General features: G+C 44.4%; 23 protein-coding genes. 16 read left to right on the top strand and 7 right to left on the bottom strand.

The annotated features are described in order from the left end of the window. Entirely contained in the window at positions 1 to 891 is an 891-nt protein-coding gene (gene iolE / locus On2M_RS18330; protein WP_210905283.1) for a myo-inosose-2 dehydratase, read from the top strand. Positions 892 to 900: 9 nt separating this feature from the next. Continuing rightward, a complete protein-coding gene (iolB, locus tag On2M_RS18325) occupies positions 901 to 1,719 on the top strand; it encodes a 5-deoxy-glucuronate isomerase (RefSeq protein WP_151218132.1) in 819 nt (272 codons plus the stop codon). Between the two features lie 186 nt (positions 1,720 to 1,905). Here the strand turns inward: iolB and On2M_RS18320 are convergent, their stop codons facing one another. Continuing rightward, complete coding sequence (locus On2M_RS18320; RefSeq protein ID WP_210905282.1) at positions 1,906 to 2,262, bottom strand: hypothetical protein; 357 nt, start codon at positions 2,260 to 2,262, stop codon at positions 1,906 to 1,908. 379 nt (positions 2,263 to 2,641) lie between these two features. Between On2M_RS18320 and On2M_RS18315 the strand changes: the two genes are divergently transcribed. Continuing rightward, the gene (locus On2M_RS18315; protein ID WP_151218131.1) at positions 2,642 to 2,974 is read left to right on the top strand and encodes an EmrE family multidrug efflux SMR transporter; all 333 of its coding nucleotides are present in this window, start codon (positions 2,642 to 2,644) and stop codon (positions 2,972 to 2,974) included. 47 nt (positions 2,975 to 3,021) lie between these two features. Here On2M_RS18315 and On2M_RS18310 read toward each other — a convergent pair whose 3' ends face one another. Next, on the bottom strand, positions 3,022 to 3,921 hold the full coding sequence (locus tag On2M_RS18310) for a LysR family transcriptional regulator (protein WP_151218130.1): 900 nt from the start codon (positions 3,919 to 3,921) through the stop codon (positions 3,022 to 3,024). A gap of 92 nt (positions 3,922 to 4,013) precedes the next feature. Here On2M_RS18310 and On2M_RS18305 point away from each other — a divergent pair, with 92 nt between their 5' ends. The 13 genes from On2M_RS18305 to On2M_RS18245 all read left to right on the top strand — a co-directional run bounded on the left by On2M_RS18305 (position 4,014) and on the right by On2M_RS18245 (position 16,595). Continuing rightward, a complete protein-coding gene (locus On2M_RS18305; protein ID WP_210905281.1) occupies positions 4,014 to 4,508 on the top strand; it encodes a cyclophilin-like fold protein in 495 nt (164 codons plus the stop codon). Positions 4,509 to 4,631: 123 nt separating this feature from the next. Continuing rightward, complete coding sequence (locus On2M_RS18300) at positions 4,632 to 5,861, top strand: MFS transporter (protein ID WP_187253062.1); 1,230 nt, start codon at positions 4,632 to 4,634, stop codon at positions 5,859 to 5,861. A 13-nt stretch (positions 5,862 to 5,874) separates the two neighbouring features. Next, positions 5,875 to 6,903, top strand: coding sequence for an alpha/beta hydrolase (locus On2M_RS18295; RefSeq protein WP_187253061.1), 1,029 nt, complete (start codon positions 5,875 to 5,877; stop codon positions 6,901 to 6,903). A gap of 24 nt (positions 6,904 to 6,927) precedes the next feature. After that, positions 6,928 to 7,914 carry an aldo/keto reductase gene (locus On2M_RS18290; protein ID WP_151218127.1) on the top strand — a complete coding sequence of 329 codons (987 nt, stop codon included), beginning with the start codon at positions 6,928 to 6,930 and terminating at the stop codon, positions 7,912 to 7,914. A gap of 279 nt (positions 7,915 to 8,193) precedes the next feature. Next, the gene (locus tag On2M_RS18285) at positions 8,194 to 8,730 is read left to right on the top strand and encodes a dihydrofolate reductase family protein (RefSeq protein ID WP_151218391.1); all 537 of its coding nucleotides are present in this window, start codon (positions 8,194 to 8,196) and stop codon (positions 8,728 to 8,730) included. 616 nt (positions 8,731 to 9,346) lie between these two features. After that, entirely contained in the window at positions 9,347 to 10,192 is an 846-nt protein-coding gene (locus tag On2M_RS18280) for a DUF6387 family protein (protein ID WP_210905280.1), read from the top strand. Positions 10,193 to 10,470: 278 nt separating this feature from the next. Then, positions 10,471 to 10,677 carry an AlpA family transcriptional regulator gene (locus On2M_RS18275; protein WP_001549561.1) on the top strand — a complete coding sequence of 69 codons (207 nt, stop codon included), beginning with the start codon at positions 10,471 to 10,473 and terminating at the stop codon, positions 10,675 to 10,677. 21 nt (positions 10,678 to 10,698) lie between these two features. Continuing rightward, positions 10,699 to 11,013, top strand: a complete 315-nt coding sequence (locus tag On2M_RS18270; RefSeq protein WP_210905279.1) for a hypothetical protein — start codon at positions 10,699 to 10,701, stop codon at positions 11,011 to 11,013. Between the two features lie 282 nt (positions 11,014 to 11,295). Then, the gene (locus On2M_RS18265) at positions 11,296 to 12,498 is read left to right on the top strand and encodes a tyrosine-type recombinase/integrase (RefSeq protein WP_210905278.1); all 1,203 of its coding nucleotides are present in this window, start codon (positions 11,296 to 11,298) and stop codon (positions 12,496 to 12,498) included. Then, complete coding sequence (locus On2M_RS18260; RefSeq protein ID WP_126338500.1) at positions 12,491 to 13,801, top strand: tyrosine-type recombinase/integrase; 1,311 nt, start codon at positions 12,491 to 12,493, stop codon at positions 13,799 to 13,801. The genes On2M_RS18265 and On2M_RS18260 overlap by 8 nt, the downstream gene beginning before the upstream one ends. Continuing rightward, positions 13,798 to 15,672: a DNA-binding protein gene (locus tag On2M_RS18255; protein WP_210905277.1), complete on the top strand. Its 1,875-nt coding sequence runs from the start codon at positions 13,798 to 13,800 to the stop codon at positions 15,670 to 15,672. Before On2M_RS18260 ends, On2M_RS18255 begins: the two co-directional genes overlap by 4 nt. A 14-nt stretch (positions 15,673 to 15,686) precedes the next feature. Continuing rightward, positions 15,687 to 16,073, top strand: a complete 387-nt coding sequence (locus On2M_RS18250; RefSeq protein ID WP_102649932.1) for a hypothetical protein — start codon at positions 15,687 to 15,689, stop codon at positions 16,071 to 16,073. A gap of 96 nt (positions 16,074 to 16,169) precedes the next feature. Then, positions 16,170 to 16,595, top strand: coding sequence for a hypothetical protein (locus On2M_RS18245; RefSeq protein ID WP_115217333.1), 426 nt, complete (start codon positions 16,170 to 16,172; stop codon positions 16,593 to 16,595). Between the two features lie 53 nt (positions 16,596 to 16,648). On the opposite strand, the gene On2M_RS18240 is transcribed toward On2M_RS18245, so the two are convergent. From On2M_RS18240 to On2M_RS18225, 5 genes are all read right to left on the bottom strand, one after another. Continuing rightward, a complete protein-coding gene (locus On2M_RS18240; RefSeq protein WP_047736989.1) occupies positions 16,649 to 16,963 on the bottom strand; it encodes a hypothetical protein in 315 nt (104 codons plus the stop codon). Between the two features lie 19 nt (positions 16,964 to 16,982). After that, on the bottom strand, positions 16,983 to 17,369 hold the full coding sequence (locus tag On2M_RS18235) for a hypothetical protein (RefSeq protein WP_115217332.1): 387 nt from the start codon (positions 17,367 to 17,369) through the stop codon (positions 16,983 to 16,985). Between the two features lie 41 nt (positions 17,370 to 17,410). Beyond that, complete coding sequence (locus On2M_RS24295; RefSeq protein ID WP_047732568.1) at positions 17,411 to 17,683, bottom strand: hypothetical protein; 273 nt, start codon at positions 17,681 to 17,683, stop codon at positions 17,411 to 17,413. A 224-nt stretch (positions 17,684 to 17,907) separates the two neighbouring features. Further along, on the bottom strand, positions 17,908 to 19,137 hold the full coding sequence (locus On2M_RS18230) for a relaxase/mobilization nuclease domain-containing protein (RefSeq protein WP_210905276.1): 1,230 nt from the start codon (positions 19,135 to 19,137) through the stop codon (positions 17,908 to 17,910). Continuing rightward, positions 19,106 to 19,543: a hypothetical protein gene (locus tag On2M_RS18225; RefSeq protein WP_136455429.1), complete on the bottom strand. Its 438-nt coding sequence runs from the start codon at positions 19,541 to 19,543 to the stop codon at positions 19,106 to 19,108. The genes On2M_RS18230 and On2M_RS18225 overlap by 32 nt, the downstream gene beginning before the upstream one ends. Between the last annotated feature and the right edge of the window lie 160 nt (positions 19,544 to 19,703).

The following is a 19,703-nucleotide window of genomic DNA, read 5'->3' as shown; positions in this document are numbered from 1 at the left end:
ATGACGGTACAATTAGGTATTAATCCACTGACATGGACGAATGACGATCTGCCTTCTCTGGGCGCCGAGACCTCGCTGGATACTTGTCTGAGCGAAGGCAAAGAGGCCGGGTTTGCTGGTTTCGAACTGGGCAATAAATTCCCGCGCGAGGCGCGACTGCTCGGCCCCATTTTGCAGCGCCACGAGCTGCAACTGGTTTCCGGCTGGTACTCCGGTCGTCTGCTGGAGCGTAGCGTAGAGGAGGAGATTGCCGCCGTGCAATCGCACCTGACGTTACTGCGCGAACTGGGGGCGAAGGTGTTGGTATTTGCCGAAGTGAGTGGCTGTATTCACGGCGAGCAGCAGACACCGGTACATCTGCGTCCGCGCTTCCCGCAGGCACGCTGGCAAGAGTACGGCGAAAAACTCACTGAATTTGCCCGCTACACACAGCAGCAGGGGGTACAGATTGCCTATCATCACCATATGGGCACGGTGATTGAGTCCGCCGACGACGTGGACAACCTGATGACCCATACCGGTGATGAAGTCGGATTGCTGCTCGACACCGGCCATTTGACCTTCGCAGGTGCCGATCCGCTGGCGGTGGCACAGCGTTGGGCATCGCGTATCAACCATGTTCACTGTAAAGACGTGCGTGCCGACGTGCTGGCGGATGTCAAAAATCGCAAAACCAGCTTTCTTGATGCAGTACTGAGCGGTGTTTTTACCGTGCCGGGAGATGGCTGCGTTGACTATCCGCCGATCATGACCTTGCTGAAGGCGAATCAATATCAGGGTTGGCTGGTAGTGGAAGCGGAGCAGGATCCGGCCATCGCGCACCCGCTGACGTATGCGCGTCTGGGCTATAACAACCTTAGCCGTCTGGCGCGGGATGCCGGGCTTATCTGAGGAGGTGACATGTCACGTTTATTATCACGCTGGCAGCAACCTGACGCACAAGGGCGAACGCAGTCGGTGACCCCAGAACGTGCTGGCTGGGGATATGTCGGCTTTGCAGCGTATGAACTGGAGGAGGGGCAGCAGCTTACGCTGCCCGCAGTCAGCGAAGAACGCTGTCTGGTACTGGTCGCCGGACGTGCGACCATCACCACGCCGGGCGCAACCTTTACGGATATCGGCGAGCGGATGAGCCCGTTCGAACGCATTAAACCGTGGGCGGTGTATGTCACCTCTGGTGAGGCAATACAGATTCAGGCTGTGACCAGACTGGAGCTGGCAGTTTGTGCTGCGCCGGGGAAAGGAACGTACCCGACGCGGCTGATCGCACCACAGGATATCGAGGGAGAAGCGCGCGGCAAGGGCAATAACCAGCGTTATGTGCATAACATCTTACCGGAAGATAAACCCGCTGATAGCCTGCTGGTGGTGGAGGTGTGGACCAATGAAGGCTGCACCAGTTCCTACCCAAGCCATAAGCATGACACGGATAACCCACCGCAGGAGACCTATCTGGAGGAGACCTACTATCATCGTCTCAACCCGGAACAGGGGTTCTGCATGCAGCGCGTCTACACTGACGACAGAATGTTGGATGAATGTATGGCGGTCTATAACCGTGACGTGGTCATGGTGCCGAAGGGGTATCACCCGGTGGCGACGATGGCCGGGTATGACAGCTATTACCTCAACGTTATGGCCGGGCCGGTCCGCAAATGGATGTTCACCTGGGAAGATGATCACGCGTGGATTAACAGGGATTATCCGGTCGATAAATAAGGATGAAAGTGTTTGGCTGCGGTGAAAGCAGATTTGGAGTCAGGGCCTGTGCGTTACTGTGGCCCTGCTCTGGTTTCGCTGTAAAAAGGATTGAGTCAGGTCAGCAATCCTGGATTGTGGTTAAAAAATAATAAAAACGCGAAAGCGGCTTTCATTATTAAATGACTTTATTAAATGGCTGGGAAATTATTCGCTGATTTTTTTCTCAACGGATGCAGCACCTTCTTTGGTCTTATTCCAGCCTTGCTCTGTGCCTTCTTTGGTTGCATTCCAACCTTTTTCAGTGCCTTCTTTAGTTTTATTCCAGGCTTTTTGCGAACCTTCGCTCACTTTGCTACTCAGGTTATCTTGTTTACCTTCCGCAGCATGTTTAGCTTTTAATTTCTGCTCTTCGCCCTGATTCTGCGCCTGATGCAGTTTTTCTTTTGCGGTATTAGCGTTTTCGTGTGCGGCAGCTACATCATTATCAGTTGCGTGTGTCGTAGCGGCAATAACCGGAGAAGCCAGCAAAATTGCAGATAATGCGATAATTGTCTTTTTCATAATATCCTCGCTTAGCGTTATAAGTTATTAGCGTGAATAAGCGTGGCACGTAAACGAAGCGCTGGCTTTAGGAAAAAACTGTAAGTGCAGAAAAAACTATTTATCTGATTAATGCACTCGCGAACCATCAATATGGTTATTTTGTGTTGGGTAAAATCCACGTTTAATATTGGGTTAAATAACGAGTGGCTGTGGGGGAACAGAATTTTACGCATTGGTTGATGCCCCGGTAGAAACTGTAGGGGCAGTGTTTCCTTCGGTGCGTTTGTGCAAGATGCGGACATTTCGCGACTAAACTAAAGTAGTTTTGGTAGTGTTTAAAACCACCTAACCCTTTGTGATACGATGGCGGTTTCAGCTTGTCACATGAGGTCAGATTGTGAATTCATACATTTTTCTTGCAGGAGCCATCGTAGCTGAAGTTATAGGTACAACCCTGATGAAGTTCTCTGACGGATTTACACGCCTTTGGCCATCTGTAGCCACAATAGTGTGCTACTGCACTGCTTTTTATCTTCTTGCCCAGACGTTATCGACCATTCCAACGGGTATTGCGTACGCAATTTGGTCAGGTGCTGGAATCGTTTTAATCAGCCTTCTGGGCTGGTTAGTAAGTGGGCAAAAGCTTGATTTTCCGGCGATTGCAGGCATGGTCCTTATTTGTGCCGGGGTTCTGGTTATTAATATTTTTTCAAAATCCTCCCCACATTGATTCTCCTGGAGGAGTGTCGGATATCAGGTTATCTGCTTCATCTACCCCTAAATTTTCCGGTTAATGCGCAGCGCATCAACAACGAGTGAAAAGGCCGGGGAAGGCTGCTTGCGGCTGGGATAATAAAGATAGTAGCCCGGAAAAGGATGACACCAGGATTCAAGTACGCGAACGAGACGACCCTCTTTGAGGTGTGAGCCAAACTCCTCCTCAGGTAAAAAGGCAATACCCAACCCTGCCAGCGCGGCGTCAACAACATGTTCCGACGTATTAAACGTCAACTGTCCGTTAACCCGAACGTTCAGCTCTCCTCCCTCGTGATCGAATTCCCAGACATAAATCCCCCCGGATCGGACCATACGCAGATTAATACACTGATGCTGCGTCAGATCATGGGGAGTTTGGGGAACCGGGTATCGTTCGAAATAATCTGGCGAGGCGGCCGCTGCCATACGAAGTTTCGGACCGATGGGCATCGCTATCATATCTTTATCGATCGTATCGCCAAGCCGCACGCCCGCATCGAACCGATCTGCCACGATGTCACGGAATCCGTGGTTGGCATCGAATTCGATATGAATATCCGGATATTCGCGCAGCAGCGGCGTCAGCTTGGGCAGCAGGGTCGTTTTCAGCACGTTCGGCCCGCAGGTGATGCGGACGGTTCCTGCTGGCTTGTCCCGCAGTTCAGTCAGCATATCCAGTTCGGCCTCAATCTCGTCAATGCGATGGCCCACCGACTGCAGCAGTCGTTCACCGGCGGCCGTCGGGGCGACGCTGCGGGTGGTCCGCGTCAGCAGGCGGATTTGCATCCGCTCTTCCAGCCCGGAAATCGCCTGGCTCAGCGCGGGCTGAGTCACGCCAAGCTGCGCGGCGGCACGCGTAAAGCTGCCTTCCCGCGCCACGGTGACGAAAGAGAGTAAATCGTTGAGGTTGCGTCTGGCCATGTTCAGTTCCGGTCTATTTATAAATTTTACTTATAAGCTTATTAAGCATTCATTAGCTAGTTTCCCCGCTGCCTATTGGTAACAATAATGCGATGAAAAAGTCAACGCTAAACGATATGCAAAACATGCACCGCAAAACGTCGCTGCTGATGATGTTCCTTCTTGTCGGGCTGCTATGCGTTACGCAGTCCGTGATGGCGGGTGACAACGAACGGGTCGCTGTACAGGAGAAGCTTATGAAAATTGAGATCGTTGTGAATAGTGAGACCGCCACTGCCACCCTCTATGACACGCCGACAGGGCGGGATTTTGCGTCACTGCTTCCCCTCAGCCTCACGCTGCAAGATTACGCCGATATTGAGCGCATTAGCGATCTGCCGCGCAGGCTTTCCACTGCACAGGCTCCGGAAGGCATGACGCCGGAAGCCGGGGATATTACTTTCTACGCGCCCTGGGGCAACCTGGCGATTTTTGCCCAGGGCAGGCCTTACGCCCGTTCACTGATCCCGGTTGGCAAAGTCGATTCGGGATTGTCCGCCCTGCAGCGCCATGGACCGCTTAAGGTGCAGATCAGGATCGTGGACTGAGCAGTCGTTCCTTTCATACCCATCGTTCCCTTTTACTACCGTGCTTGTCCCCACGCCGACGCGTCAAAGTCTCCTGAAGGCGCAGGGGAGGGCATCGCATTATCAACAAAAAAGAAAGGCTAAATGCGTAATCAGAAAACTGAAACCAGAAACAAAAACGGAGAAAGTGAAAAACAACCGGCGCACTGGGGCGGCGTGTTTGCCATGACACTGTGCGTCTTCGCCCTGATCGCCTCCGAATTTATGCCGGTCAGCCTCCTGACGCCGATGGCGCAGTCCCTGAACGTCACCGAAGGCATGGCCGGGCAGGGAATCGCCATTTCCGGCGTGTTTGCGGTGGTGACCAGCCTGTTTATTTCCCGACTGGCAGGCGCGCTTAACCGGAAAACTCTGCTGCTCGGCCTGACGTGCATCATGGCGCTGTCCGGGGCCGTTATTGCGATGGCCCCCAACTACCTGACCTATATGACGGGTCGGGCTCTGATTGGCATTGTAGTCGGCGGGTTCTGGTCGATGTCGGCGGCGACGGCGATGCGTCTGGTGCCAGTGCACCGTGTTCCGTTGGCGCTGGCTATTTTTAACAGCGGCAATGCGCTAGCCACTGTCGTGGCCGCACCTCTGGGCAGTTGGCTGGGTTCGGTCATCGGCTGGCGGGGGACCTTCTTCTGCCTGCTACCCGTCGCCATCGTCGCGTTTGTCTGGCAACTGCTCAGTCTGCCCTCTATGCCGGTTACCCGCCCGCATATGGGCGCTGGAAACGTCTTCATGCTGTTCCGCCACCGGGTGGTCACGCTGGGCATGCTAGGGGTGGGGATCTTCTTTATGGGACAGTTCACGCTCTTTACCTATATCCGACCCTTCCTCGAAGCGGTAACGAAGGTGGACGCTTCAGCGGTGACTCTCATCCTGTTGGTCATCGGTATGGCGGGCTTCATCGGCACGACGTTGATTAGCCGGGTATTGAAGCGCGGATTCTACCCGACCCTGATGGCGATTCCTGTACTGATGGCGATCATCGCGCTGGCCCTGATCGCGTTTAGCAACCAGGCGGCCATCGTGACGATACTGCTCGGACTGTGGGGGCTGATTTCAACCGCCGCGCCAGTGGGATGGTGGGCATGGGTTCCACGCACGTTCCCGCAGGATGCCGAAGCGGGAGGTGGGCTAATGGTGGCGATGGTGCAACTGTCCATTGCGCTGGGATCCACCGTGGGAGGCCTGCTGTTCGACCATCACGGTTTCCAGAGCACCTTTCTGGTCAGCGCCGCAATGCTGATTATCGCAACCGTACTGATATTCCTGACCTCACGAGCAGACGCGTCTGCCGGTGGCCATTCATCACACTCGTCCTGATAAGGAAACCATCATGAATAAATTTACGTTAGCCCTGGGGATGTTCATCAGCGCATTTGCCGCCTCCGCGGCGGATATGTCCAGAGGTGCGGATAACTTTTATAAAAGCGATAAGGTGACGCAGCAAAAAGTCACCTTTAAAAACCAGTATCAGATGAACGTGGTTGGCAATCTGTTTGTCCCGAAAACGATCGTTCAGAACGCCAAAAACCCGGCGGTCATCGTGGGCCACCCGATGGGCGCAGTCAAAGAGCAGGGCTCAAACCTGTACGCGCAGAAACTGGCGGAGCAGGGTTTTGTCACGCTGGCGATTGATCTCTCGTTCTGGGGAGAAAGCGAAGGTAAGCCAGGGCACCTGATTTCACCGGAAATCTACGCGGATGATTTCAGCGCGGCGGTTGATTATCTCAGCACACAACCATTTGTTGATCCGGAAAATATCGGCGTGCTGGGCATCTGCGGTAGCGGAAGTTTTGTCATCAGCGCCGCGAAGATTGACCCACGTATGAAAGCCATCGCCACCGTTAGCATGTATGACATGGGAGCTGCGTTCCGTAACGGGCTTAACCATTCCCAGACGCTTGAACAACGTAAGGCCTTCATCCAGTCGGCCATTGAGCAGCGGTTTGCTGAGTTTAAAGGGGGAGAGACGGCTTACATTCCGGGCACTGTAAATAAACTGGACACCTCCACGCCAGAAATTCAGCGCGAGTTCTTTGATTTCTACCGCACCGAACGCGGCGGCTACACCCCGCAGGGCGAGAAAGAAGAACTGACGACAAAACCGATGCTGAGCAGTATTGGCAAGTTTATGAACTTCTACCCGTTCAACGATATTGAAGCCATTTCACCGCGTCCGATGCTCTTTATCACCGGCGATCAGGCTCATTCAAAAGAGTTCAGCGAGGACGCCTTCAAACGCGCCGCTCAGCCTAAAGAGCTGTATGTCGTTCCGGGGGCTGGGCACGTCGATCTGTACGATCGCACAGACGTGATCCCCTTCGACAAATTGGCCGACTTTTTCCGTAAGAACCTCAAATAACGCGTCAGTTAAGGAGCATGCGACATGAACTACAAACATCTGGGCCGAACAGGCCTGCGGGTGAGCCGTATCGGTCTTGGGACTATGAACTTTGGTGAACTGACGGATGAGCCAACCAGCTTCAGGATCATGGATGAGGCGGTGGATGCGGGTATCAACTTTTTCGATACCGCCGATGTTTACGGCGGACCGCAGTCGCCGGATATGGCAAAGGGGTACGGGACATCCGAAGAGATCATCGGCAACTGGCTGGCGCGCAGCGGGAAGCGCGAGCGGATCGTGCTGGCCACAAAAGTTTATCAGCCGATGGATACGGGTCCGAACGATAAATATTTGTCCGCTTACCATATTCGCCGGGCATGTGAAGCCAGCCTGAAAAGGCTCAAAACGGACCATATCGATCTCTATCAGATGCACCATATCGACCGGAACACCCCCTGGGAGGAGATCTGGCAGGCTATGGAACAGCTGATCCGTGAGGGTAAAATTAGTTATGTGGGCAGCAGTAACTTTGCTGGCTGGGACATTGCTACCGCACAATGTAAGGCCGACGTACGTAACCTGCTGGGACTGGCATCTGAACAGAGCCTGTACAATCTGACCCAGCGCACGGTTGAGCTGGAGGTGATCCCTGCGCTGCGTCATTACGGCATTGGCCTTATCCCATGGAGTCCGGTAGGGAGGGGAATGCTGGGCGGTGTGCTGCGTAAAATGACAGAGGGGCGCAGGGCAACACCGCATATGCAGGTGCAAATCAATCATCTGCGGCCACAGCTGGAAGCCTGGGAGCAGCTTTGCGATGAAATGGGTGAAACGCCGGCTGACGTTGCGCTTGCCTGGCTATTGCAAAATCCGACCGTCACCAGCGTACTCAGCGGGCCACGTACGGTTGAACAACTTCGTCAGAATCTCAATGCGCTGTCTGTAACGTTAACGCCTGAAACACTTGAAAAACTGGATGCTATTTGGCCAGGACCAGGCGGGGAAGCCCCTGAGGCCTATGCCTGGTAACAAAGTGTCTAAAAGGTTCGGATTTAATGGGTTATCTTCGGACTTCGCTGGATAAAATGAGGGCACAAAAAAGCCCGCAGAACTTGCGCCGTGCGGGCTCTTAGGACTTATCGGATGACACTGGTAATCACCGGCTGGCGTCCTTGTAATTGGTATGGGAGGTGGTTGAGGCTCTGGTGGACGTTGCTAACATTGTGATGTGGCTTTATCGGAACATATCAATATCGCTAACACTGCTAAACTCAACGAGATATATGCAATCTGAACACGGAGCACATGATGGTCACCACACATGTTTTCATCGCGGTCAGTCTTGATGGTTTTATCGCTCGGCAGGATGGTGATATCGACTGGCTGTTAAAGCGCGATGACCCGACAGAAGATCATGGCTATGCCGCATTCATCGCGGACAAAGATTGGATCATTATGGGTCGAGGCAGCTATGAGAAGGTGCTGACTTTTAACGAATGGCCTTATGATCTGCCCGTGCTGGTGCTTTCCCGGCAGCTAGCCGATACCACCGTGCCCGAGGCGCTGAAGGATAAAGTGCAGTTTTCATGCCTCACGCCAGGGGAGGCTCTTGCTGACCTGATGGAGAAGAACGTGCACCGGGTCTATATCGATGGTGGGCAGTTAATACAGTCGTTCCTGCGCGAAGGTCTGATCGCCGATATCGTTATCACTACCGTTCCTGTCCTGCTCGGTTCGGGAAAACCGCTGTTCGGAGTTCTGCCCCATGATATCGATTTGACGCTATTATCCAGCCGCAGCTTCCCTTCAGGTCTGGTGCAGTCGCATTATCGGCTGACGCCATAAGCTGAATCAAAGCATAGTGGTGACCTCCACTTTTCGCTCATAGCCGATGCTCACATCAGTTATGGCTAAAAGCAGGTATGAGAGGAAGATTACAGACTAAGGTGAAAGAAAAGTGGGTTGTTGATTGTGGTTGCATTGAGCGTGGCTAATGAGGCTGGAAAGCAGAAACAAAAAAGCCCGCTGATGCGGGCTTTTTTGTCACTCGGGAGCCGCGGCTCCTTTGTGTATCCTTTTTTGTCTCCTCACCGTCTGGTCGGTGTCCTGCTGAGACTGCTAACTTCCTGTTTTACTAGTGCTGTCCTGGCACTGTCCAATCATGATTGGTGGGCTGGCGTCCCTGTAATTACTTACTCATCAATTTGATTTTTAATAATATTTACATTTTATTTTTCACACATGGTTCTAAAACGGAACCATAAATCTTAATGACATGAGTTCTCATGATTATCAGATTTGTAAATTGTATCAAAAGGTAACAAAATTCTCAGTTCAACTTCCTGTCGGTAGCTGAAGTCGCAAGAAGGATCAGCTTTTCACCGATTAGTGTATACGGTAGTTTTTCAGCATAACTCAATTGTACCCGTAGGGCAGTACCAGCATAGGTGGAGAATGGATTTTGAACAACTGGTCACCAGAGCATACAAAAGAAATCAAAGCTTGGCTTAACATAGATAACTATCGCAAGTTTGAAGATCTCTCATTGATACACTTCTATCACGAGTTATGGGCCCGGAATCTGTTCTTTAAGGAGTATCGGGAAGAGTTTGAGAGCAGAACTCTTATGGGTTACTTCTCAAAGATTTTCACCGGCAACCCTTTTTTGATTCCAGAAGGGCAACTTGGATACATGACTCCTGCCAACAAACTTTTTCAACCTCCCCATTTTTTTCTAACAACCCTTGATCGCCTTGCTGAAACGAGCATTATTGCTATGCAACGCGGAGGTTTTGTTTGGCATGAAGGTGACAATTATTCTATAAACGCAGAGCTTCGAGAGGAATCACTTTCAGACATTATGCCAGATCAGTTTACACGAACAGTCATGATCGAGATTGATTTGGCAAGTGGCACAGACGAAGAGATTGCAGAGTCGCTTAAAGCTGCATTACCGCAATGGCGTAAAGTTAAGGGTATTGATGAAAACCCATTGGAATCTGTTCGTTTTGGATACGGAACTATCAAGAAACTCATCAGCTATCGTGTAATACCTATGCTGGATATCCTGGTGTGGGCAGCCGTTAAAAAAATCCGTGTCTCTGACGACAGGTTATCCAGACTACTATATACAGACGATGACGAAGAAAGCGAAATGAGGCAGTCCAGCCAAATCAAAGATACCGACAGACCTTTGGCTCTTAAATCCTGCACAACTGACTTTATCCGACAATTCCATTACTTCATGAACAAAAATAGCCATTTGAAGCAAATGAAAGTCTCTGATGTAATGAAACTATCGGATTAGTATCTTATCTATAACTGTCTATTTTTAATATGAAAAACCAAAAGCATCATCGTAAATGATGCTTTTTTTTTGCGATTTTTACTTTAAAACGGCCATTTTACCACTTGCTATAAAACAGGGGAATTTCAGCTACTCTCAAGTTCCCCTGTTTTGTACGGCACCAACTCCGAGAAAACCATCCTGCATAGCAGAGAAGAACCTCCGTTTCAGGAGCTTCGCTCCTTTCTTTTCCCAACTATTCGTAGAGTGACTCCATCGCAACGACAAGGGAAAACAAAATGAAAAATCAAGCAACCCGCCTCATACGCTTACCAGAAGTTCTTGAAAGAACTGGCTACGGAAAAGCCTGGATCTATCGTCTGATCAGTGAAGGTCGGTTTCCGGCACCAGTGAAGATCGGAGTTCGTGCTGTTGCTTTTGTCGAGAGTGAAGTTGACGAGTGGATTCAATCAGTTATCGAAACAAGCAGAATTAAAGTTGCTTAATTAAACCTCGGAGAGATTTTTATGAATATTGAAGAATTTGTGAGTGAAGAAAACCATATGTGCAATTTAGGCGATGATCTTTTTTACAAGATCTTCGAACCCGGAGCAATTTATGATTTACCCAATAACGAATTTAATAAAGAAATCATTTACTGGCTCAGTCAGTACCTTGTAGGAAACTTGAGAGAGCCCTTAGACTCGATCTCTGAGCTTAATATTTTCGAGCAGTTTTATGTTTACGAGACATGGTTCTCGCTAATTAAATGTCCCGTTGAAATGAGAAATCTTTCAAAGCGAATAATTCAATACCAGATTGGGCTGAAAACTCTTTTGTAAAAATGTAAAGTTTGGCACCATATTTTTGCTTAAAACCTTACAAAATGATTTACATTATTTTGGTTGCCGTTTATTAGCAAGGCAGTGAGATGGTTTTCGAAGTATTAGGTGTACATAATCATAACTAGATCTACCAGATGATAATTTGACAAGAATAATCGTCTATCTCACTGTTTTAATTTAAATAAATATCTTAATCGGTCCAAATAAATTTGTAAATCTACGAAATGCTTATTATTAATATATTGGAATTATACTTTTTGTAAAGTTTAGGAGGAAAATATGTGCAGTATTTGTGTGGATTCTTTTATGCTCGAAAATGGTGAGAGATATTGTCATGTCGTAAATAAAGATACTGGTGAGCCATTGTATTATCCAAACTTGTATATAACAACACAAGTCAGGAATCGGTCAGAGTCTATATCAACAATGAAGGTTATTGCCGGTAGCATTTCATTGTTATATCGATTCTTTATGAGAAAAAATATCAATATTGATGAAAGAATCCAGAAGAAGCTGTTTCTCGCTCCTCATGAAATTGAGGATTTGATTGAATTCACTTCATTAAATTTCCGAGATGGGGGGGATGGTAATTTTAGGGTTTCAAATGTCAAAAAACCAACTAAGTATTTTCGCATTACAACAGTCGCTAACTATCTTGAATGGTTGTGCAAAATACTTCTTTCACATGCAGGGCAGAAAAATACTCTCAGGGAAGTAATGGCTTTCATTAATAACATAAAAAGAAAGAAACCAAGGAATAATGATAAATATAATATGGAAATCGAAAAAAGCTTAGACAAAGCACAACTAGATTCTTTGTTCAGCATACTTTCGCCAGGGAGTAACTTGAACCCGTTTACGGAAAAAGTGCAACAAAGAAACAATCTAATATTCCTTCTATTACATTGCTTTGGTTTGAGAGCAGGTGAACTTTTGAATCTGCGTATTGGCGATATTGATTTTGCAGAATCAACAATCGCAATAAGAAGGAGAGCAAATGATAAAACAGATCCACGAGTTTATCAGCCATTAGTGAAGACGTGTGAGAGAAAATTAATTGCTGACACAAAACTTATATATGAAATTTCAGATTATATTTTGAATGATCGTAGGAAAGTTAAAAATGCTAATAAGCATGATTTTCTGTTTATTACCTATAAGGAAGGGAAGACCCAAGGGCAACCTCTGTCATTTTCCTCATACCATAAGATAGTGAGTGTTGTTCGTCAATCATCCTCACTTCTAAGTGGATTAACAGGTCATAAATTACGACACACATGGAATTATGAGTTCTCAAAAACAATAGACAATGCCCAAGATATATCCGATGAAAAAGAACAGCAAATCCGTTCTTATCTCATGGGATGGCGACCTGGTTCAGATACTTCAATAATTTATAATCGCAGACATATTTTTGAGCTATCGAAAAAAACTGCACTTGAACAACAAGAGCAACTATTCAAAGGAGGATTTGATGAATAATTTAATTAAATATAACTCTGATAAAATGTCTTTGCATGAACATAAAATCGTCAGTTCGATTGAAAACAATGGAATCAACATTAGAGAATTGATATGTGTTATGAATGAAAAATTGGTTTGTGGATTTGTATATACAGTACAATATTATTTTAATAGCAACAGCTATTTGTATGTGAAAAGTATTGTTAGAAATATGGAGAGTCTTATCTGTAAACTATCTCCTACTCATATAGATGATAAGGTTCTAATTGAATATCAAAATAAGCAATTATCAAAATCCCCTGCATCGTTTCGTGTTTTACGACCATTTTTGATTAAATGGTTTGAGTTTGGATATCCTGGAATAGATGAAAGTGCAGTAGAACTGTTAAAGCATTTGGACCTAAAAATAAAAAAAGCTGGTCAGTCTGTGTTACAAGATGATCCAACAGGGGGCCCACTAACTAAAGAGGAACATACTTCCCTGATCAAGGCTATGAATCATGCATATAGAATAGGTGTACTGTCACTGTCAGATTATGCAATATCGCTGTTAGTGAGTCTGACAGGCAGAAGACCTCAGCAGTTAGTTATGTTGAAATATAAAGACCTTCTTCAAAAGAACTTAGATAATGGTAAAGTAGAATATTTAATTTCAGTACCACGAGTTAAACAACGAGGTAAACAACTACAATATCGAGAACTGGCAATGATCTCAGAAGTTGCATCAATTGTTCAACTGCAAGCTAATCAATCCGTGAGGTTTGTTGAGCAAACCCTTGGTAAAACTCTTGATGATTATACCAAAGGAAAGGTTCCAGTTTTCTTGAACGAGGAAAAACTGCTTGATTTAGCCATAATAGATTCTGATTTCCTTGAGTCTAATAAAATATTTGCAAAACCAACAATTGCTAAGACAGCATTAAAGAATATTGTTATTACTGAGAACTTAATTTCAAATCGTACAGGTTCTCTACTCAATGCTACTCCTCGCAGGCTTCGCTATACGATAGCAACTATGCTGGCTAGGGAGGGACATAATGCCAATACTATAGCTGAATTATTGGATCATTCTTCTACTTCAAGTACTGGTATTTATATTAAAAATCTTGCTGGGAGTGTTGAAAGGATTGATTCCGCTGTTTCAGAACAATTGTCATTTGTCGCTGATATTTTTATGAATGGAATAAAGTCTAAAGAGAAAAAACATTTCAAATTTTGCTCTTCGAGAAAATGCGAAAGTCAGAATTTAAATGTAAGTTTTCCTTGTGATAAATGTGCTTTCTTTATGCCAGTTGATATTGATGAGGTAAATGCCCAATGAACAATATTATTTTATTTAAGTCTAAAAAACAACTTACGGCAGAAAACAATTATAATGAATTCATAAAATTTTGTCGCTATCAACTATCTGGGCTAACCCAAACTCAGGATTGGGAACAATATGTTTGGAAAGGGTATGTAACCTTTAGAAAGATAGGGGTTGGACATAAAGTATTTAACTCCAAAGATGCAATGCATGAAGATTTCCTCGATTTTGCCAAAGCATATATTAGATATCAGCACTCATTGAAACCCTTGAAAAATTATGGGGCCATAATGATGGCTTTGAGATGTCTCGAACAGGCTCTTTTGCAGGTTCTGAATAGTGGTCTCATTTATAATGTTACAGCCGTTGTTTTTGATGAGGCAATGCAGATCGGAAGTAGATATTTTGAAGGTAATGTTCTTGCTCAATGTGGGATACAGCTTGAAAAATTATCAAAGTTTATATGTGAACATAACCTTGTAAAATCAGGATACATATCCTGGAAAAACCATGTGAAGCAGAAGGTCAAAAACAACTATCTTCCTGAGATTGAGGACTATCACAGAAACGATAAGTTACCAGATGAAACAGCATTACTTGCGATTGCTGATATTTTTTCTAAAAATGATGAGCTACTGAGTCCAAGGGATAAATTCACCAGTGCAGTATTTGCACTCCTGCTTTGTTGTCCGAGCAGAATTTCTGAGATTTTAGCCTTACCTGCTGATTGTGAGATTACACAAAAAGATGAGAAGGGTATCGAAAGATATGGTCTAAGATTCTATTCGGTTAAGGGGTATGGCCCTAATATCAAGTGGATTCCACAGGTTATGATACCAGTTGCGAAGAAAGCGATTAGAAGATTGCTTTCCTTATCACAAAATGCAAGGGCATTTGCTCAATGGTGCGAAAAATACCCTGATAAATTTTACCGACATGAACTTTGCCCAAAAGTTGATGAAAAATTAAAGTTGACAGTTTTACAGGTTTGTCATGCACTTGGCTACCCTTTACATGATCATAAATCATGCGTTCTAAAAATTAAAAGAACGAGTTTGGATGGTGGGAAAAGTTTCTTAAACTCCAATGATTATAACTATTCATTGAGTGAGCTATGGGAAATGATTAGCTCTGGTTTTAGCAGAGACTTTCCTTGGTATGATAAAGAAAAATCTATAAGATTTAGTAATGCATTATGTTTATTGAATCCTCGCCAATTTTCTTTATCCCAAATGAGTGATATCTATTCATTATACAAACCTACCAAAGGATTCTTTTTTAATGATATACAAAATAAAATGCGTAATGAGTCTGGATTTAAAAATATTTTCGCCCGATACGGATATTATGATATTGAAGGTAAGCCACTACTTATCCGGTCACACCAACCACGGCACCTTTTAAACACAATAGCTCATTATGGTGAAATGTCTGAACTGGATATTGCTAAATGGTCTGGTCGTGTCAATGTGAATCAGAACAGAGTTTATAATCACGTATCGGAAGAAGATATGTTAGATAAAATCAAAGCTATTAAATTGAATAGGAATAATTATTGTCAAAGGGACTCAATACCCACAAATGAATTGACAATTGATTTTAATAACCTTAAACAAGGTGCAATACACTTAACAGAATTTGGTTACTGTGTACATGATTATTTAGTTAAGCCTTGTGCAAAAATTAATCAGTTTGTTGAGTGTGATAATGAAACACTGAACATGAAATCAATAGGTAGAATTCGACTGGAATCTATCCGAAAAAAAGTAATGCAATTAAAGAGAATAACTCAGATCGCTTATGAAAATGGTGATTATGGTGCAGACAAATGGTTGCAACACCATGAAAAAAATTTGGAAAGAATTAATAAGCTTTTGAATAATTAAAACAGGAGATACTTATGGCAAAACATTTGAACAGGAGTGAAATAAAGGCAATTAAACACATTATACTGACTTGGGATGGTAAAATCACATGGAGTGATTTATGTGAATCAGTTTATAAGAATCTAAACAGAACTATCACAAGGCAATCTTTAAGTGCGCATGATGAAGTTGTTGAAGCATATAGAACAAAGAAAAATTTGTCCAATTTGAAAAAATCTGGTCTAAAGAAACCAGCTAACTTAACTATTGCGGCACAACAAATAATAAACCTTAAAGCCGAAAACGAAATGTTGAAAAAACAGAACAATAGATACAAAGAGCAATTTAGCTATTGGCAGTATAATGCTTATAGACATGGCCTTTCTATGGAACAATTGAATAGACCGTTTAATAAAAAATAACAATTGATAGGTTACACCTATTGACAAGTTAAATAAATGCGATAAATATAAATATATGGTCAGGAAGACTATTTTACTAATGCAAGGATGCATTTTATGGACAAGAACATTATTTATCCAGAGTTTACCCTGGAAGAGCAACTTATCATTATCGTCGATAAGTATATTTCAAAAAGATACCAGCCCGCAGATAAAAGTTTCTCATATCAACTTTACCTAATTTTTGTGGGATACCATTTAAAATATTTCTACCCTAAAAGGATTTATTCCAAATCTAATCGTAATATTGATAATATTATGACAATGTTTAGTTCTGTATACAAATGTCTTACAAGTACTTTGTTACAGCGATTAAACAATAAGGAAGCTGTTATCAGAGAGCTAAACTCCCTTGTTAATTACATTGATAATAACCAGAACCAGGCAGAAGATATTTATAATACTTTTAAAGCACAATATGAAATGAAAGTAATTGAGGGAGAGTTAACCCATGAAGTTCGCGTGAGAACCGTCAGGTTATAGGCAATAAAAAAGCCCCTATGCAGGGGCTAAAAGAGACTTCTTGATTCAGAATACTACTGAACTTCTTTCCAGACACCATCAGCTTTCACAAGCTTAACAGGCTTTGTCTGTTTCATATTGCTAATCGAGGCATCGACAATGCAGTTATAAACATTGTTTGCTTCTTCTGTGCAACTTAGTTTCTTAACATAATCTATTCTTAAAAGATCTTTTTCGGGAATACTTGAGTTCAGAGCTTTCATACTTGCATTTGATCTATCTACAACACTTTTGAAAGCATTGTATATGTCTTTTTCAGAAGGTTCGGAATTACAGGCTGTTAATAGAAAAGTAGAAAGGATAACTGCGAGAATTGAGTATGTTTTCATTTTCTTGTCCAAGAAACGATTAATTAAGAATGCCAGATTTTGTATTGTTATTATCAGTAGAGAATGTCCACTTGCTTACGGTTTCTCCATTGAAGTCTATTTCGAGAGTTTTAGACTGAGTCTGGGAGCCGCCAGTTAGCAAACCGACGACAGGGATAAAAGTCGAGGCATTGAACTGATTGTTATACATGAAATATCTCCATTGCTCGTTGCCATCGTCAAGAGTCGTTCTGGTGTCAGGCTCACCTAATTTAGTGAGTAATTCCGTCTTAGTTGTTTTGTTTTTAATGATCTTTGACTGGAGACTTTGAGGTGTTTCGTTTTTAAGGTTCTGGTTGCCTGATGTTGAACAGCCAGAAAGCAGGAAGACAATAATAAAAAAAGAGGACGTTATAAATCGGTTCATTTACTTTCTCATTTTAGGTTTGCGGTTGTGTGAAATTAATTTCACCGTATAAAAACAACTCTGTCTGCATACGCTTTTTTAATTTTATAGATAAGAATAATGATGCTTACGAAAAACGTAATGGCTGATACAAGAGTGCTGTCGGTCCACGAAAATGCTAACCACGCGAGACCAAATGCCACGAATTGAAACAGAAATGCCACACTGAGCGGGCTTTCACCGTAAGCGACCTTTGCATGGCAGCCTTTGCAAATCCGTACACCATGAGGACTTTGTGTAAAGCAGAACGGGCACTTTATTGTTTCGTCTTTCATATCAACCCCAGGGTGGAAGATTAAATGGTGCGTTTACAGAGATTCTCGATGACCGACTCGCTTTAGTAAAATTGCTTGTACCGATCGATGGTTGTTACTTGATAGGTATCGCCTATCATAACAAGATTATCGATCTGTAATAACGATCAATATTTTCTTGACTAAACACAAATCTATTACTAGAGAATAGAGTGTGGTTACGAAAGGTGTTTACAACTAGCTGTCTATAAACGGATTTTTCTCGCCTTGTTTAAAGGTTTCATTGCGGAGATATTTGAGAAGGTCATATGGGTTTTGTGAAGAATGCTCTTCCCATAGCTTCTGAGAAGCTCTGCGAGCCTTCTGAGAAATGGAATCCAGCCGATAAGCCTGAGATGCTTTTGCTGTTGTACTGAGTTTTTTTGAAGAATCTTTTCTACGATTTCGTTTCTTCTGTCTTCTTTGAGTCGTAGTTCGAGTTCAGAAATTTTTTCACTGATACTTTCCTTTCTCTCAGTGTTTATCAAAACTGTTGCAGGAGCAGGAGCAGGAGCAGGAGCAGGAGCAGGAGCAGGAGCAGGAGCAGGAGCAGGAGCAGGAGCAGGAGCAGGAGCAGGAGCAGGAGCAGGAGCAGGAGCAGGAGCAAGGGGTTCTTTTGGTGGTATGCCGGTTCGCATAGCTTCTAAGTGGTCGGGGTGGTAGTTAAGTTGTTTTTGAAGATTTGCCCAGGAGTAGCTCTTACCCAATTTCGAAGCTTTGAAAGCTATATCGCGGTATTCGAATGAGAAGCCGTTCATTTTCCCGGTAGAAGCGATATTCGCCGTCCAGCCGACTTCTGCTTCTTCCAGCCTCTTGATAAAAGTTAGAAGGTCAGGCTTATCAGCCAAACTTTTATCAATGATCTGTTGTAGGGCTTCCTTAGGGGAGGGAACACCAGTTCTTTCTGATAGCATCTGTTCATTGCGGGAAACCTTTCTTCGCTTCTTTTGTTTTGGTGTAATGGAAGCTGCTGTCTTGGTCACTGTCAGACCGTGAGCGATTTCGAGTTCACTAATGATCCGTGTACTTATAAGGTTTTCGTTCCTACCCAAGTAGAGGTTCCCACCGGCTATGTCGATTCTGCTGGCGATAATGTGTATATGCTGGCCATCGTCGTCATGAAGCACATAGCAACGGAGATGAGTATCACTGAACCCCATCCTCTTCATGTAGTCGTCAGCTATGGTTACCCATTGGTCATTCGATAATGATTCACTATCAGGTAAGCGAAGCGAGTTGTGCCATACCGGTTTCTGAACATCTGGGCGAAGTTGTTTAGTGCCATCAAATTCAGCAATCAGTTCATGGGTCGTGTCACCCAGCATATTGCCCCCGATTACGATTGGATCACTTTTATGATGTGAACCTGGCTTCAATGCATATTGGACCACACCAGCAAAGTTCTTACCCCTCTTGATCTTCCGCATACCCTTCACGAGGGGCACTCCAAAAATCTGTTCTTAACAAGTTGTGACGAAGCTCTTCCAGTTGTCGCTTCACAGCGAAAAGCTCTGTATGAGTAAGGTGACTATCTTTGCTCTTACCATCTATGTGGGCCGCAATGCGATTTAGCTTTTGCGATATGTCAGATAATGCTTTCCAGGCCTCAGTATTAATCGCTGGAATAACAGGAGGTAACTTTTGAAGGGAAGCCATACGAAGCCACTCTCCTTTTTTATAAGAGCCTCGCTTTATATTCAGGAGTTGCAGTTCTTCAACATTTAATCGGACACTGACACAATAGCTTCTTACTGCGTCTGAAGATATTTTACTTTTATTAAAACTACCACGGCGGGAAGTTTTGGATAGATCTATATCATCTGTATAATTTATTTTATGCATATAAACTCCATTTTATATGGTATTAATTGGTAAGCATAATCCATATGCTTTATATATCACTTATATAATGAATAAGTTTTTTGTCAATCTATAGGCTTGATTGTTTTGATTTTCTTTTATTGTCTGACTGAAAGGAAGCAAGAAAAGCAAGAGCTTTATA

The sequence above is a fragment of the Citrobacter sp. On2M genome (assembly GCF_018035235.1).
Lineage (GTDB): Bacteria > Pseudomonadota > Gammaproteobacteria > Enterobacterales > Enterobacteriaceae > Citrobacter > Citrobacter meridianamericanus.
This window is presented reverse-complemented; position numbering and strand designations above follow the sequence as displayed.